Origin of the sequence: Musicola paradisiaca NCPPB 2511, assembly GCF_000400505.1 — a bacterium.
GTDB classification, from domain to species: Bacteria; Pseudomonadota; Gammaproteobacteria; order Enterobacterales; family Enterobacteriaceae; genus Musicola; species Musicola paradisiaca.
In genome coordinates this window covers 4,088,374-4,102,803 of sequence record NZ_CM001857.1, presented here as the reverse complement: position 1 = coordinate 4,102,803, position 14,430 = coordinate 4,088,374, and the positions used below count along the sequence as shown (strand labels likewise).

The window sequence follows — 14,430 nt, the reverse complement described above, 5'->3', positions numbered from 1 at the left end:
AAATTCAGTGAGTTGGCGGCGTCGCCGTGGTCAATTGGAAGCCGACGCTGCGGTAGGCTTTATAGCGTTCGCGCGCCAACTGTTTCAGGGATTCTTCGTAAGGGACGAAGTCTATCACTTCATGGAAAGCGGTGGCAAAATCTGCGAACTGGGGCATTAGGCTTATCAACAGGTCGCGCGGCCCGTTGCCGCGTTTGTGCGGCCAGGCCAGTTCCACCGGAGCACCCTGGCGAGGGCCTTCACCCGCCAGATTGTGGGGGACAAAGGTGTGGGGCTCTCGCTGCCACAGTGCTTCGTCCAGTCGCAGAGCCTGTTGTTCGTCTTCGCAGGCGATAAGAACGCGCTTTCCTGCCCGCCAGGCGGCCGCAGCCAAATCGCAGGACAGCGCCTCGCAGGCGTTTAGCTCTCCGCTGGGGGTGTCATGGTCGAGCAGATAAAAGATGGCGTTTTTCATAACGTTAAGGCCGATATCCATAGAACGTGGCTGACGGGGTTCATCCCCGCCCGGGCGGGGATGGCGTGTCGACGCTATGTTAACAGCGTTCGGCGACGGGCGGACATTATTCCGTATCGTTCAGGCCGGCGCGGTTGAGCAGAAACTGGGACAGTAACGCCACCGGGCGCCCAGTGGCGCCTTTGGCTTTGCCGGAACGCCAAGCAGTGCCCGCGATATCCAGGTGCGCCCAATTGTACTTGCGGGTGAAACGAGACAGGAAGCAGGCGGCGGTGATGGCACCGCCAGGACGACCGCCGATGTTGGCCATATCCGCGAAGTTGGATTCCAACTGTTCCTGATATTCATCGCCTAACGGCAGGCGCCAGGCGCGATCGCCGGACTGCTCGGCGGCGCCCAGCAGTTCGTGCGCCAGCGGATTGTGGTTCGACATCAGCCCGGTGAGATGATGACCCAGCGCGATCACGCAGGCGCCGGTTAGCGTAGCGACGTCGATCACCACTTCCGGATCGAAACGTTCGACGTAAGTCAGCGCATCGCACAGCACCAGACGGCCTTCGGCGTCGGTGTTCAGCACTTCAACGGTTTGGCCGGACATGGTGGTCAGGATATCGCCGGGACGATAGGCGCGGCCATCGACCATATTTTCGCAGCCAGCCAATATGCCGATAATATTGAGCGGCAACGCCAGCTCGGCCGCCATGCGCATCACGCCGTAGACGGACGCGGCGCCGCACATGTCGTATTTCATTTCATCCATGCTGTCGGCGGGCTTGATGGAGATACCGCCTGCATCGAACGTCAGGCCTTTGCCCACCAGAACGATCGGTTTGACGTCGTTACTGGGCTCGCCCTTGTATTCAATCACTGACATCAGCGATTCGTTCTGAGACCCCTGTCCGACGGCCAGATAGGCGTTCATACCCAGTTCTTTCATCTGCTGTTCGCCGATCACGCGGGTGGTGATCTGGTCATAGTTGTCTGCCAACTGGCGTGCCTGTGAGGCCAGATACGCCGCGTTGCAAATATTCGGCGGCATGTTCCCTAGATCCTTGGCGGCTTTGATGCCGGAAGCGATCGCCAGGCCATGCTGAATAGCCCGTTCGCCGGAGGTCAGTTCGCGGCGGGTCGGTACGTTGAACACCATCTTGCGTAATGGGCGGCGTGGTTCGACACGGTTGGTTTTCAACTGATCAAAGGTATAGAGCGTTTCTTTGGCGGTTTCGACGGCCTGCCGTACTTTCCAGTAGGTATTGCGGCCTTTGACGTGCAGTTCGGTCAGGAAACAGACGGCTTCCATGGAGCCGGTATCGTTAAGCGCATTGATGGTTTTCTGGATCACCTGTTTGTATTGGCGTTCGTCCAGTTCGCGCTCTTTTCCGCAACCAATCAGCAGGATACGTTCGGAAAGAATGTTCGGTACATGATGCAGGAGCAGTGATTGCCCAACTTTGCCTTCCAGTTCGCCGCGGCGCAGCAGTGCGCTGATATAGCCATCGCTGATTTTATCGAGTTGCTCCGCGATCGGGGACAGTCGACGGGGTTCAAATACGCCGACCACAATGCAGGCGCTCCGCTGTTTCTCCGGGCTACCGCTTTTTACGCTGAACTCCATGTACTCTCCTGAATCTCTAAAGACAACGGCGGGATCTACGGTTAGAATGTGACACTCCGTAATACTTTCCCGCCGTTGCGTTAACATAACCTGTGTTAAGCTAAACGACGTAGCGAATTTGTTGCTGATGATACTCAGCAGGTTCTGATAAACATCCCGAAACAGGGATGTTGTAATAATGCTTTAGCTACGAAGGTTGCCACAAATGAGTATAAATGGCGAGTTAGCGAAAAAACTATCGACTTTCCTGCAAAAAGACAAGTTTTCACAGGCGTAATTGAGCGTGATCATCATTCGATATCTGGTTCGGGAAACCTTCAAAAGCCAAGTGGCTATCCTGTTCATCCTACTGCTGATTTTTTTCTGTCAGAAACTGGTGAGAATTCTGGGCGCCGCGGTCGACGGCGAGATACCTACGAATCTGGTGCTATCGCTATTGGGGCTGGGCGTGCCTCAAATGGCGCAGCTCATCCTGCCGCTGAGCTTGTTTCTGGGGTTGCTGATGACCTACGGAAAACTGTATGCGGAAAGTGAAATCACCGTCATGCACGCTTGCGGACTCGGCAAGAGCGTATTACTTAAGGCATCCCTGTTGTTGGCGGTATTGACGGTGCTGTTGGCTATGGTGAATGTACTGTGGCTGAGCCCCTGGTCTTCCCGGCATCAGGACGAGGTTTTGGCGGAAGCGCGGGCCAACCCCGGCGTGGCATCCATGGTGGAAGGGCAGTTTCAGCAAACGCAGGATGGCAATTCGGTATTGTTTGTCGGCAATGTGAGCGGACAGGATTTCGAGCGTATCTTCATGGCGCAATTGCATCCACGCGAGAATACGCGCCCGTCCGTGGTTGTCGCTGATCGCGGACATATCGTGGCGCGTAATGACGGTGCCCAGATTGTCACCTTGAACAAGGGGGTGCGGTATGAGGGCACTGCGATGTTGCGGGATTTCCGCATTACCGATTTTGTGAACTATCAGGCGGTAATGGGGCACCAGGACGTGGCGATTGATCCGACGAATGTCGAACAGATGGATATGAAAACGCTATGGAGCTCGCCCGATATCGCTGCCAGAGCCGAGTTCCACTGGCGCCTGACGTTGGTTTTGTCTGTGCTGATTATGGCGGTGATGGTGGTGCCGCTTAGCGTGATCAACCCACGTCAGGGGCGCGTATTGAGCATGCTTCCCGCGATGTTGCTCTATCTGGTGTTTTTCCTGCTGCAAAGTTCGCTGCGTTCTAATGCAAGTAAAGGAAAGTTGGATCCTCTGATGTGGATGTGGTTGACGAATCTGGTCTATTTCGGGATTGCGGTCGCGCTGAATCTATGGGATGGCGTACCGATGCGGAAAGTGCGAGCTCGTCTGCGAGTGAGAGGAGCCGTCTGATGTTTCGTGTGTTGGATCGCTATATCGGTAAAACTATTTTCAATACCATCATGATGACGCTGTTCATGCTGGTATCGCTCTCCGGCATCATTAAATTCGTCGATCAACTGCGTAAAGTCGGCCAGGGCAGTTATTCGGTTCTGGGCGCGGGTCTTTATACGCTGCTCAGCGTACCCAAAGATATTGAGATTTTCTTCCCGATGGCCGCATTGCTGGGTGCCTTGCTTGGGCTGGGCAACCTGGCGACGCGCAGCGAACTGGTGGTGATGCAGGCCTCCGGTTTTACCCGCCTGCAAATCGCCGGTTCGGTAATGAAAACCGCCATTCCGCTGGTGCTGCTGACGATGGCGATTGGGGAGTGGCTGGCGCCGCCGGGGGAACAAATGGCGCGTAACTATCGTTCCCAGATGATGTACGGCGGCTCCATGCTGTCCACCCAGAGTGGGTTATGGGCGAAAGACGGTAACGACTTTGTCTATATCCAACGAGTGCAGGGTGAGAATGAACTCGTCGGTGTGAACATTTATCACTTTGACAATCAGAGCAAGCTGCTGTCGGTGCGTTATGCGGCGTCTGCGGTGTATGAAAACGGCGTTTGGCAGTTGTCCCAGGTGGAAGAATCCGATCTGCGCAGCAACAAGCAAATCAGCGGAAGCCAGACAATCAGCGGCGAATGGAAAACCGGGTTGACGCCAGACAAATTGGGTGTGGTGGCGCTTGATCCAGATGCGCTCTCCATCCGTGGCCTGTATGACTATATTAATTACCTGAAACAGAGTGATCAGGAGGCCAGCCGTTATCAGCTGAACATGTGGAGCAAGCTGTTTGCGCCACTGTCGGTGGCGGTCATGATGCTGATGGCGCTATCGTTTATCTTTGGCCCACTGCGTAGCGTGCCCGCGGGGGTACGTATTGTGATTGGCATCAGCTTTGGTTTTCTGTTCTATGTGCTCGATCAGATCTTCGGGCCGCTCAGCCTGGTATATCGCATACCGCCGGTACTTGGCGCTCTGCTGCCCAGCGCGTTGTTCCTGTTCATCAGTATTATGTTGTTGCTGAAACGCCGTTAAGCCTGACGGCTGGTGGATAATGCCGTCAGTCGTTGGCGACTTCTTCATGGGATTTTCCTGTTTTTGCCGTCGATGGAAGTGATAAAGATGATTTTTTCAGCACTCGGTATGCCAATGAAAGGATTAAGGTTGCGCTGTATCGATGTAACGGTATAATCCACCACGTTTTCCGCAAGGACTACTTCGTGCCGAAGTGGCGAAATCGGTAGACGCAGTTGATTCAAAATCAACCGTAGAAATACGTGCCGGTTCGAGTCCGGCCTTCGGCACCAAAATTCAAAAATCAAGCCACCTTTGGGTGGCTTTTTTTGTGTCCGTCATCGTCCGCTGACTTACATATATAATTGTTAAATAAAGATTTAATTTGGTTTTTCTACCTGTGTGGATTGTGCGTTTTTTCCACAGCGGTCTTTTTGCATCCGTTGTAATCCAGAGGTTGTTGGGGGCATAATCGGGGGCATCTCCACTTCGATAAGATATGTGCCCCCAAAATGAAGCTCAATGCCCGTCAGGTCGAGACTGCCAAGCCCAAAGAGAAAACCTACAAGATGGCGGATGGGGGCGGCTTATACCTTGAGATTACCCCACGCGGTTCAAAATACTGGCGCATGAAGTATCGGCGTCCAGATGACAAGAAAGAAGACCGGCTGGCTTTTGGTGTTTGGCCGACAGTCACCCTGGCTGAGGCTCGTGCTAAACGTGATGAAGCTAAAAAGCTGCTGGTGCAAGGTATTGACCCAAAGGCTGAACAAAAAGAGGCACAGGCTGAAACTGCGGGGGCGTATACCTTTGAGACTATCGCCCGGCAGTGGCACGCCAGCAACAAGCGCTGGGGCGATTATCACCGTGCACGGGTGATGCGTTATCTTGAACTGTACATTTTTCCGCATATTGGCACGGCAGATATCCGTAAACTCAAAACCAGCCATCTGTTAGCACCGATAAAAGCGGTGGATGCCAGCGGCAAGCACGATGTAGCACAACGCCTGCAACAGCGTGTTACGGCGATTATGCGCTATGCCGTGCAGAACGATTATATTGACTCTAACCCGGCCAGTGACATGAGCGGGGCATTAACGACGACGAAAGCACGGCACTATCCCGCCTTGCCGCCGGAACGTCTCCATGAGTTCCTGTCACGGCTTGCGGCTTATCGTGGCCGCCAGATGACACGTATTGCAGTCGAACTCACGTTGCTGACGTTTGTACGTTCCAGCGAGCTTCGTTTTGCCCAATGGCGAGAGTTTGATTTTGATAAGGCTTACTGGCGGGTTCCAGCACAGCGGGAAGCGATCAAAGGCGTGCGTTACTCCTATCGTGGCATGAAGATGAAGGAAGAACACATCGTGCCGCTCAGTCGTCAGGCTGTAGCGCTGCTGGAGCAGTTAAAGGCAATTAGCGGTGACAACAAATGCCTTTTCCCGGGTGATCATGACCCGGAAAAAGTGATGAGCGAAAACACGGTCAATAACGCGCTACGAGCGATGGGTTATGACACGCAAACCGAAGTTTGCGGACACGGTTTCAGAACGATGGCGCGAGGCGCGTTAGGGGAATCTGGCCTGTGGAGTGACGACGCGATAGAGCGTCAGTTAAGTCATTCTGAGCGGAACAATGTCCGGGCGGCTTACACCCACACTTCTGAGTATCTGGATGAACGTCGGTTGATGGTGCAGTGGTGGGCGGATTATTTGGATGCTAATAGAAAAGAAACAACAGCACCCTATGATTATGCTAATAGATTTAGATAAGAAAATAAGACCGGTGTGAACCGGCCTTACTCGTATTTTCTAAATCAGGCTACTTAATAGGAAGTTAAAAGAAGGCGATGTGTTATTCGAAAAATTCATATGAGGCGTGATTCTCTTCGACCACTCTATTTTTTTATTCAAAGATTTCCAATAAGGTGTTTTGGGCTTTAATAATGAAGGATCATCTGCCCGCATTAATAGCTCCCATGTGCCGCATATACTATCTTGAACGTAGGTATCTAAAATAGCGATGTTAATATTCGGGTTGTATTGCACTAAAGCATTTCTATCACCCATATACCATGCTTCGAGTTCTTCACAAGCAAGAACGAATCTAACATCAGTATTTGGAGCTTGTGTGTTTTTTAAGTTATTTAATTTTTCTAAAAATGTAGATTTTACATTATTATCAATATCAATTAAAACAATAATACGATTTAATGGATTTGCGATTTTTTCATATGCTCGTAACTTTGCGGGGAGATTGTGAAGTAGTGAGTTATTAGCCTTATTAGGTGCCGCATTTAAATTAGCAGGTAGAGAGCCAATCCCTTGATGTTTATGTATATTCCATGAGTGTGCAACGCCTTGGTTTCCATGTAAAAAAGGCATTAACTTTTTAAGGAATTTTACTTCCGATTCACCTTCAACTAGTATATTGAAGTGCATATTTAAATCCTTTCATCAATATGGTCACTATACCAAAGGCTTCCTAAAGGAATTCCCTCTTGGAACATTGCTACAACTTCGGGATATTCTGTAGCTCGTTTTAAGTCAGAAAAGCCATCTGCATTTTTTTCTAAAACCCATACTTCCTCAGGGTCTAATGCATCTACAAAATATGGCTGATGTGTGGTTATGAAAACCTGAGATGAATTTTTCTTACCAGATGCATGGCTACGTATTTCATATGCAAGAGATTGCAGTAGCTTATGATATAAACCATTTTCAGGCTCTTCAATACAAATGAATGGTGCAGGCTCTGGGTCTTGCAATAATAGTAAGTAAGCAAATAGCTTTAATGTGCCATCTGAAACTTGTTGAGCATAAAATGGTTCGGAGAAACCTTCATTCCAAAACTTAACCAATAATCTCCCATCTGGAGATGCTTCTGTTTCTATTTTGCTTATGCCAGGGATTTTACTGGAGGTTTCCCTCAGTACTTGTGCAAATGCTTTTGGATGGGATCTTTCCATATACTGGACATAGTTACCAAGATTATCTCCAATTCTATTTAAATGTTTTTGCGGCCCAGAACGCGGGAGATCCCTTGCTCTATCAGGAGTAAAATATGATAAATACCAGCCTTCAATAAAACGGCGGAATTTAATAATTCGCGGGTGCTCTTTTAGATTGCCCAACGTGGCAATTCCCAATTGTTGGGGGTTATCTAACTCCACATTAATTGTTTGATTGCTCTCTTCTTTTAAAGAATCTTCCACATCTGTAGTAGATGCAAGGGCATCACCAGACCAAACGCGACCAGCACCATTGCTTAGTTCAAGAAAGGAAAAAGGCCAGCCATGAGATTGTTTCCTTCTTCTTTGTCTTAATCTTTCACGCTTAACGATTGGTCGCATAAACTCATCCAAACCAATGCATAATTCGTATGTTATAGGTCTCTCTGATGCTGATTCTCTGTAATAAACTTCAAATTCCATGTCGCCTTCTGAGCCGAAAGACTTGAGTTTAGTAAACCCTCCTCTTCCATTACGGTGACAAGCATCTTCAACTCCGTATGTTAAGCAATCCGCCAAGAAACCGAAAGCATCAAACAAGGAGCTTTTACCACTCCCATTGCGACCTATAACCGTGGTTAAAGGCGAAAGAGGTTTTTGTTTTTTATTACTTAATGTTTTTCCTAATGTTACGTCTCTCAAAGTCCTAAAGTTTTTAATTCTCATACCTTCGATTAGTGCCATTTCGCTCTCCTTGTTAATTTTTTTCTAATTTATCTTATCCTCAAGTTTTTTAAAGTCTGATTTGCACATTCGGCGCGCAGTGCTTTCCCCGACTCGCCTGCCTGCTTAAGAGGGCGGTTTTAATACAGTGCATGAACAGGCTCAGGCCGCACCGGTACAAGGGCAGGACGGGTTAAAGAGGGTAGCAAAACCATGTCCCCTGTGGATGCATGGCTTAACTCAGGAAAAATAGCGGGATTTTCGGTGATTTTCAGGCAGGGTGTCTCGCATAAATCCGGTGATGGACGGATGTGTATTTTTCTGATTATCACCCCAGTGGAGCCTCGTCAGGTCTGGATCCGGTAACTGTAATTATCTACCCTACATTGAGTATTTAATTGTACCAATGGCTGAGAAGTTCAGGTTTCACCCCCTTGAAATCCCACCAAAACTGTCGTAATTTTATCCACGCAACACCGCTGTCGATGACAGCCACCAATGTTTCCAGTATCAGGATGATACGAGTGACCCGTGAGAAACGCCTTCGGGTGGTCACAACGCCAAAGTCATAGGGAATGGAGCGTGGTCTGAGACTGACGCCTTCGGGCGACCACACCGGTACTGTTACTCTTCCATCACCTGCAAGGAAGAGAGCGTGATGAAGAAGCGCGGTAAATCTGCCAGCCTTTGGGAGCAGATGTCGTCAGGTAGTTTGAGCGCCGTTACGAGCGTGACGATGAAGGTCAGTTAAACTAAACCATAGCCCATTGGGCCCTAAGTTTTACCCATAACCCGGCTTGCCGGGCGGCGTAAAATGCTTCACTTATACTATACCCAGCCAGAGCGCGGTTTTCCCGTACCGTAGGACACTGGCTTGTAGCTGCAACGTTTATCGTTGTAGTGATTTCACATACTAAGCGACTTAACTGGCGCTTACCCTCGTAGGTTCACGTTAGCGTGCAACTTCGATTTTACTCGTCCCAACGATTGCCGTCTGTACGTGTGAACGTGCGGGTTGTACCGCATGATGCCGTAATGCATCAGGCTGTATCCGCCTGTTACGCTTTCACCCGGCGTCACTTTTACCGCGCAAGCAGGTGAAAGTGACGCCGCGCACTGACGTCTTTCTCGACTTTACTCATGGCCGTTTGCGCTGCGTGTCAACATTCTGACACCACCGTTTTCGCGCCTCATTGTGTTTAAAAGCATTCTGGATCGATACCGAGGCAGGCGATTTGCCTGGGGGTATGACTGTGTGAACAGCGGTTGCACTGTGTGCATCACCGAACCCCCGATACCTCAACAAAACCCAAGCCCTCCGGCGCACAGGTATCGTTCAGGCAGAGCACCGACTCTGCATAGCAGCCATGCGCCGAAGGGCTGAAGTCGAGATAAGAGCATGACAAAACTCAGTCGTGAAATGAAAACATGGGCGAAACAGGCGGGTGGCAGCCATAAAACGGTTCATGATCGCCTCCGTATTGTTGAGCGTTTGTGCCGTCATCTGCTGGCACTCAACATTCAGGTGCGCAGCGTACAGCACGTTAAAGCCCGGCATATCGAAAGCTATGTGGCGGCCCGCCGCTCTCAGGGCATGGCTTTGCGCACGCTGCATAACGAGATGTCCGCCTTGCGCAGCGTGCTGCGTCTGGCAGGCCGGGGCAAACTGGTGGATGATCCCCGCCTGAGCAATCAGGCGCTGGGGCTGGGTGGTGCCAGCCGGGCAGGCACTAAATATGCCATCTCGGATGCGCTCTATCAGTCCGTGCTGGAGTCCGCCCGTCGGGAAGATGTCGGTCTGGCCTGTGCGCTCCAGCTTGCCCGGTTGCTGGGGTTGCGTTCTCAGGAAGCGGTGCAGTGTTGCGCCTCGCTAAAGCGCTGGGAGCAGCAACTGACCCGGCAGGTTGACCGGCTCACCGTCGTGTTTGGCACCAAAGGCGGGCGACCGCGTGAAACCCGCGTGCTGGACAGCGCAGCGGTGCTTGCTGCTGTGCGTGAGGCACTTGTCATCGCCGACAACCGCAACGGCAAACTCATCAATAAACCGGATTTGAAAACCGCCATGAATTTCTGGCGTGCTCGTACTACCCGCCTCGGCCTGACCGGCCATTACTCCCCCCACAGTCTGCGCTATGCATGGGCGCAGGATGCCATGCGTTTCTACCTTGCCGACGGGTTTAGCCGTCAGGAGGCACGGGCGCTGGTGTCGATGGATTTGGGTCATGGCGATGGCCGTGGCCGTTATGTTGAACGTGTCTACACCCGTCAGGAGGAGGCGTAATGATGTCCAATCTCACTCTGTTGCGTTTGCCCGATGTGATGAAAAAAACCAGCCTCAAAAAATCCTGGATCTATTACCTGATCGATCGTGGCGAGTTCCCCCAGCCGGTGAAGCTGGGCGCACGTTCTGTCGCCTGGGTGGAGAGTGAAATCAACGACTGGATTGCCGAGCGTATCCGTCAGCGGGCGAAGGGGCGCAAATGAGTCATTCAGCTTTTCTTCTGGCGGGCAAATTGGGCTATACTGCGCGGGCTACGGCAAAATCCGTAGCCGGAATTGGCGTTCCGACGATTACCACGGTGTCTAAAAAACACGTACATCATGTTGCGTGTTTTTTTATAGACAGTGCTTGCGCACACCTGTCAATGGTGGCTCAGGCGGGGGCTCCGAAAGGAGCGCCGGAGCCCGTGGTAGCCGGTTACGCCAACCCCGTCTGGGCTACCACCCACGGGATTGGCGTCTCAGGTGGTGGCTGTTTTCTGCTTACCACGGAGGCTGCCTTATGGCTACGACCCTTAGCTATTCCTGCCTGCAATCTTTCACCTCTCCTGCGGAGGTGCGCTATGTATAACCCCACACCGCTGTTACTGGAAGAGATCGCCGATCACTGCCGGGTGCTGGCCTACGCCATCATTGAGTTGGAAAACCCCGTTGCCAAAGAGCTGCTGATGTTCATCTTATGGGAGCGGCTTAACCTGCTGAATGACACGCTGGATGCGGAGGGGCCGGACAATGAGTAAGTTTGTCTCGGAAAGTGTTGCACAATCCCGCCACCGCTGGCCGTCGATTCTGGCGGCATTAGATATCTACTTTCCTGCCGGGGGCCAGCATGGCCCTTGCCCTGTCTGCGGTGGAAAAGATCGCTTCCGCTTTGATGACAAACGGGGGCGTGGCACCTGGTTCTGCAATCATTGCGGCCACGGTGATGGTCTGGATCTGGTCGCCCGCGTCAGGCGGTGTGATATCGCGGAAGCGGCCAGAGTGGTGACGGCACTGGCGTCATCAGCCAGTGAAACACCGCCCGCCAGAGAAAAGGCGGTTGATCCCCGCCCGCTGGCAGAGCGCATCAAGGCGCTGATGACAGCCACGAGCACCGGGGAAAGCCCGTATCTGAAAGCCAGAGAGCTGATGACACCGGCTATGCTGCTGACGGCCGCACAGGCGATGATCATCGGGCGTGTCCGGTTTGGCGAAGGATCGCTACTGTTGCCAATGTTCCGCACCTCCGGTGAACTGGCAGGGGCGCAACTGATCACGCCCGGCGGTGAAAAGCGGTTGTACCCCGGCACGCAGTTGAAAGGGGCGTTTATTCCGGTCAACCACGGCCCGGAGCCGTCGAAGCTGATTATCACCGAAGGGTATGCCACAGCGCTCACCCTGCAACAATGCTCGTCATGCCATGTGGTGGCGGCGGTATCGGCTAATAACCTGCTGAACGTCGCGCAGGCATTCAGGGCGCGTTATCCCCATTGCTGCCTGATTCTGGCCGGGGATAACGATATTCACCCGGATGGCGCGGCCAACACCGGCAAACTGATGGCGGAGAAAGCGGCGCAGGCCGTTGACGGCTGGGTATCCCTGCCGCCGACCGATACCGCCTGTGACTGGGATGATTTTCGCCAGCGGCACGGCATGGAAGCTACCAAAGCCGCGTTTCGGCGTCAGCTTACCCGGCCTGCCGTTATCAGCCCGGCCCCATTGCCTGACGCCGGGCTGTCTCCTGTAACGGCATTTTCCTCCGCCCTGCCACTGCGTAAAGGCTCGGAAGGGTTTGATACCCGACAGGATTACCTGATCAAGGGCTACCTGCCGAGCGGTGCGGTTGCCAGTGCTTACGGTGCCAGCGGGTCGTATAAATCCTTTCTGGCTGTTTCCTGGGCGTGCCATATCGCCACCGGAAAGCCGTGGGCCAACCGACCGGTCACGCAGGGCGCAGTGATTTATGTGGTGGGTGAAGGTGGGATCGGCGTACCACGCCGGATTCGGGCGTGGGAGGAAACGCTGAACGACCGTAGCCCGATTGATGCGCTCTACCGCGTTGACTGCCCGGTATTCCCGGCCAGTCCCGACAGCGTGGAGCAGGTGATCAAGGCCGCCCATGACGTGCAGGCCGCCACCGGGATGGCGGTACGGCTGATCATTCTGGATACACTGGCCCGCTGCTTTGGCGGTTCGGATGAAAACGCCGCTAAAGACATGGGGGCGTTTATTCAGGGTTGTGACTACATCAAGGCGGCCACGCAGGCCACGGTACTGATTATTCATCACTCCGGCAAAGATCAGGACAAAGGCGCCCGCGGCTCCAGCGCCTTCCGGGCTGCGCTGGACGTGGAGTTTAATGTGCGCCGCGAGGCCGACGGGCAGGCGCTGATCCTGACCTGCACCAAAATGAAGGACGCCGAAGAGCCGCCTCGCCGGGCCTACGACCTGACGGCGGTGAATCTGTACGTGGACGATGACGGCGAGCCGGTCACGTCGCTGGTTCTGCGGGATGAAGGCCGGGAAGTCCGCGATGACCCGACCGGCGCTGACCCGGCGCTCAGTGGGATCACCCGGCTGACGGATAACCATGTGGCGCTGTGGGAAGCGATCCGCTCGCGTACGGCAAGTGGTGACGGCTGCACCCGCGCACTGGTGCGCGACGATATGCGGGCGATGGGGTTTGATGTCTCCAAAAAGTTTACCCGCTGGCTGGATAAACTCGTCAGGGATGACCTGATCGCGCTGGATGGTGAAAACATCGTGCCATTATCAAAACGCGGTAACGTGGGGGAATAAACGGGGGAAATGTGGGGGATGCCGGGTATCAGGTTATGGTATCTGGCGACTTCCCCCACTTCCCGGATGCCTATATACCCTAAGTGGGGGAGAATAGTTAACTTACTGTATATCAATGATTTGTTGTTTTCCTGCCGTTATCCAGTGGGGGAAATGCATTACGCGGTAAAGTGGGGGAAAGATGGGGCATCAGCACAGAAAACCGCTTTACCAGCATGAACGCTATTTACCCCTTTCCTGCCTGATGCGACGTTTTCTGTCAATCAATGTACCCGTTTCATCAAAATAGCGGCTGGGCCAGATTTCAGCGGGATGTTTGTCCAGCGCGGTGGCAACCAGCCATTCCCCCTTCGGCCAGGGACGTACCAGCACATTCGCCAGTGTGGAAGAACTAAGTCCCGCAGAACGGGATAGCGCGGCCAGCGTGGTACCTTTCTTGCGTAAGCCAGCGATGATATCCGCCTGATGCCAGTCGTTATACGTAGTCATACCTTCTTCCTTATTTATTAAGATGTCAGGTAACCATACGTACTAATTCTTCCGCATTTACTAAGAGTTACTTAGTGGTATGAAAGCCGGTTTTTATCGAGAGCTTAGGCATTCTTGCCGGGATAGACGAAGCGATGGCCAGCGCTCGCATGAATCAATATGAGCGTGGGATTCACACGCCAGATTTTGAGCTGGCGTGCCGACTGGCTGCTGTACTGCATGTTCCGGCCTGTTATTTTTATACGGTAGAAGATGATTTGGCAGAAATGATCCTGTCGTTTTACGACACGAAGGAAAATCCATCTTCATAGTGCCACGGAGCGCCCGTCCCCTCCCAAAAAAGGGGGCGGGCGCGGTGCCAGACGCTATCATGATTGGCAGACCATAAGATCTAAATAGCTTCTCATATTACCGCTCCACTTTAGCCAGGCCAGGTTGGTTGCCGGGAAATGGTGAAGCTGCATTCATAAATTGCGTTACCTGTTTCAGTAACTGCCACAGGTACCGGCACTGATGGTTTCGCGTTATTGTTTCGTGTAACGATAGCCACAGTCGCTCTATCGGATTCAGCCACGGCGAATAGGTCGGCAGAAACAGCAGCCGGAACTTCCTGTTCTCCTCCAGCCAGCGCTCCACTTTGCGGCTTTTATGGATGATGTAGTTATCAACCACCAACGTAATGGTTTTGGCTCGCCGGTATGTGCGTCG

14 protein-coding genes, 1 tRNA gene and 1 pseudogene are annotated in these 14,430 nt (G+C 52.7%); 10 read left to right on the top strand and 6 right to left on the bottom strand.

The window, feature by feature from the left end; translation table 11 throughout:
* Positions 1-4: 4 nt before the first annotated feature.
* Entirely contained in the window at positions 5-454 is a 450-nt protein-coding gene (locus tag DPA2511_RS18285; protein WP_023638497.1) for a DNA polymerase III subunit chi, read from the bottom strand.
* A gap of 106 nt (positions 455-560) precedes the next feature.
* On the bottom strand, positions 561-2,069 hold the full coding sequence (pepA, locus tag DPA2511_RS18280; RefSeq protein ID WP_015855212.1) for a leucyl aminopeptidase: 1,509 nt from the start codon (positions 2,067-2,069) through the stop codon (positions 561-563).
* A 283-nt stretch (positions 2,070-2,352) separates the two neighbouring features.
* On the opposite strand from pepA, the gene lptF reads away from it, so the two are divergent.
* From lptF to DPA2511_RS18260, 4 genes are all read left to right on the top strand, one after another.
* Positions 2,353-3,453: an LPS export ABC transporter permease LptF gene (gene lptF / locus DPA2511_RS18275; RefSeq protein ID WP_015855211.1), complete on the top strand. Its 1,101-nt coding sequence runs from the start codon at positions 2,353-2,355 to the stop codon at positions 3,451-3,453.
* Entirely contained in the window at positions 3,453-4,523 is a 1,071-nt protein-coding gene (lptG, locus tag DPA2511_RS18270; RefSeq protein WP_015855210.1) for an LPS export ABC transporter permease LptG, read from the top strand. Before lptF ends, lptG begins: the two co-directional genes overlap by 1 nt.
* A 187-nt stretch (positions 4,524-4,710) precedes the next feature.
* Positions 4,711-4,795: transfer RNA gene (locus tag DPA2511_RS18265), tRNA-Leu, on the top strand.
* A 219-nt stretch (positions 4,796-5,014) separates the two neighbouring features.
* Positions 5,015-6,274: a tyrosine-type recombinase/integrase gene (locus tag DPA2511_RS18260; protein WP_015855209.1), complete on the top strand. Its 1,260-nt coding sequence runs from the start codon at positions 5,015-5,017 to the stop codon at positions 6,272-6,274.
* 39 nt (positions 6,275-6,313) lie between these two features.
* Here the strand turns inward: DPA2511_RS18260 and DPA2511_RS18255 are convergent, their stop codons facing one another.
* Positions 6,314-6,943 (bottom strand): DUF4276 family protein, encoded by a 630-nt coding sequence (locus DPA2511_RS18255; RefSeq protein WP_015855208.1) that lies wholly within the window; start codon positions 6,941-6,943, stop codon positions 6,314-6,316.
* 2 nt (positions 6,944-6,945) lie between these two features.
* On the bottom strand, positions 6,946-8,196 hold the full coding sequence (locus DPA2511_RS18250; protein WP_015855207.1) for an AAA family ATPase: 1,251 nt from the start codon (positions 8,194-8,196) through the stop codon (positions 6,946-6,948).
* Positions 8,197-9,574: 1,378 nt separating this feature from the next.
* On the opposite strand from DPA2511_RS18250, the gene DPA2511_RS18240 reads away from it, so the two are divergent.
* The 5 genes and pseudogenes from DPA2511_RS18240 to DPA2511_RS24030 all read left to right on the top strand — a co-directional run bounded on the left by DPA2511_RS18240 (position 9,575) and on the right by DPA2511_RS24030 (position 13,233).
* Positions 9,575-10,456: an integrase domain-containing protein gene (locus DPA2511_RS18240; RefSeq protein WP_015855206.1), complete on the top strand. Its 882-nt coding sequence runs from the start codon at positions 9,575-9,577 to the stop codon at positions 10,454-10,456.
* A 2-nt stretch (positions 10,457-10,458) separates the two neighbouring features.
* The gene (locus DPA2511_RS18235; RefSeq protein ID WP_023638495.1) at positions 10,459-10,659 is read left to right on the top strand and encodes a helix-turn-helix transcriptional regulator; all 201 of its coding nucleotides are present in this window, start codon (positions 10,459-10,461) and stop codon (positions 10,657-10,659) included.
* Positions 10,656-11,195 carry an ash family protein gene (locus DPA2511_RS24190; RefSeq protein ID WP_015855204.1) on the top strand — a complete coding sequence of 180 codons (540 nt, stop codon included), beginning with the start codon at positions 10,656-10,658 and terminating at the stop codon, positions 11,193-11,195. Before DPA2511_RS18235 ends, DPA2511_RS24190 begins: the two co-directional genes overlap by 4 nt.
* Positions 11,158-12,078, top strand: a pseudogene (locus DPA2511_RS24035) (primase-helicase zinc-binding domain-containing protein); the annotation flags it as partial. The gene DPA2511_RS24190 and the pseudogene DPA2511_RS24035, both read left to right, overlap by 38 nt.
* A gap of 75 nt (positions 12,079-12,153) precedes the next feature.
* Entirely contained in the window at positions 12,154-13,233 is a 1,080-nt protein-coding gene (locus DPA2511_RS24030) for a helicase RepA family protein (RefSeq protein WP_226376672.1), read from the top strand.
* A 222-nt stretch (positions 13,234-13,455) separates the two neighbouring features.
* Here DPA2511_RS24030 and DPA2511_RS18220 read toward each other — a convergent pair whose 3' ends face one another.
* Positions 13,456-13,722: a helix-turn-helix domain-containing protein gene (locus DPA2511_RS18220; protein ID WP_013316114.1), complete on the bottom strand. Its 267-nt coding sequence runs from the start codon at positions 13,720-13,722 to the stop codon at positions 13,456-13,458.
* A gap of 95 nt (positions 13,723-13,817) precedes the next feature.
* Between DPA2511_RS18220 and DPA2511_RS22110 the strand changes: the two genes are divergently transcribed.
* Positions 13,818-14,033, top strand: coding sequence for a helix-turn-helix domain-containing protein (locus DPA2511_RS22110; RefSeq protein ID WP_051122262.1), 216 nt, complete (start codon positions 13,818-13,820; stop codon positions 14,031-14,033).
* Positions 14,034-14,130: 97 nt separating this feature from the next.
* Here DPA2511_RS22110 and DPA2511_RS18210 read toward each other — a convergent pair.
* The coding region (locus tag DPA2511_RS18210) for an IS630 family transposase (RefSeq protein ID WP_026595248.1) at positions 14,131-14,430 on the bottom strand (300 nt) is incomplete at its 5' end.

Excerpts from the sequence above, each read along its gene's own strand:
- DPA2511_RS18285 (WP_023638497.1), bottom strand. The coding sequence starts at position 454 with ATGAAAAACGCCATCTTTTATCTGCTCGACCATGACACCCCCAGCGGA.
- pepA (WP_015855212.1), bottom strand. The coding sequence starts at position 2,069 with ATGGAGTTCAGCGTAAAAAGCGGTAGCCCGGAGAAACAGCGGAGCGCC.
- lptG (WP_015855210.1), top strand. The coding sequence starts at position 3,453 with ATGTTTCGTGTGTTGGATCGCTATATCGGTAAAACTATTTTCAATACC.
- DPA2511_RS18260 (WP_015855209.1), top strand. The coding sequence starts at position 5,015 with ATGAAGCTCAATGCCCGTCAGGTCGAGACTGCCAAGCCCAAAGAGAAA.
- DPA2511_RS18255 (WP_015855208.1), bottom strand. The coding sequence starts at position 6,943 with ATGCACTTCAATATACTAGTTGAAGGTGAATCGGAAGTAAAATTCCTT.
- DPA2511_RS18250 (WP_015855207.1), bottom strand. The coding sequence starts at position 8,196 with ATGGCACTAATCGAAGGTATGAGAATTAAAAACTTTAGGACTTTGAGA.
- DPA2511_RS18240 (WP_015855206.1), top strand. The coding sequence starts at position 9,575 with ATGACAAAACTCAGTCGTGAAATGAAAACATGGGCGAAACAGGCGGGT.
- DPA2511_RS18235 (WP_023638495.1), top strand. The coding sequence starts at position 10,459 with ATGTCCAATCTCACTCTGTTGCGTTTGCCCGATGTGATGAAAAAAACC.
- DPA2511_RS24190 (WP_015855204.1), top strand. The coding sequence starts at position 10,656 with ATGAGTCATTCAGCTTTTCTTCTGGCGGGCAAATTGGGCTATACTGCG.
- DPA2511_RS18220 (WP_013316114.1), bottom strand. The coding sequence starts at position 13,722 with ATGACTACGTATAACGACTGGCATCAGGCGGATATCATCGCTGGCTTA.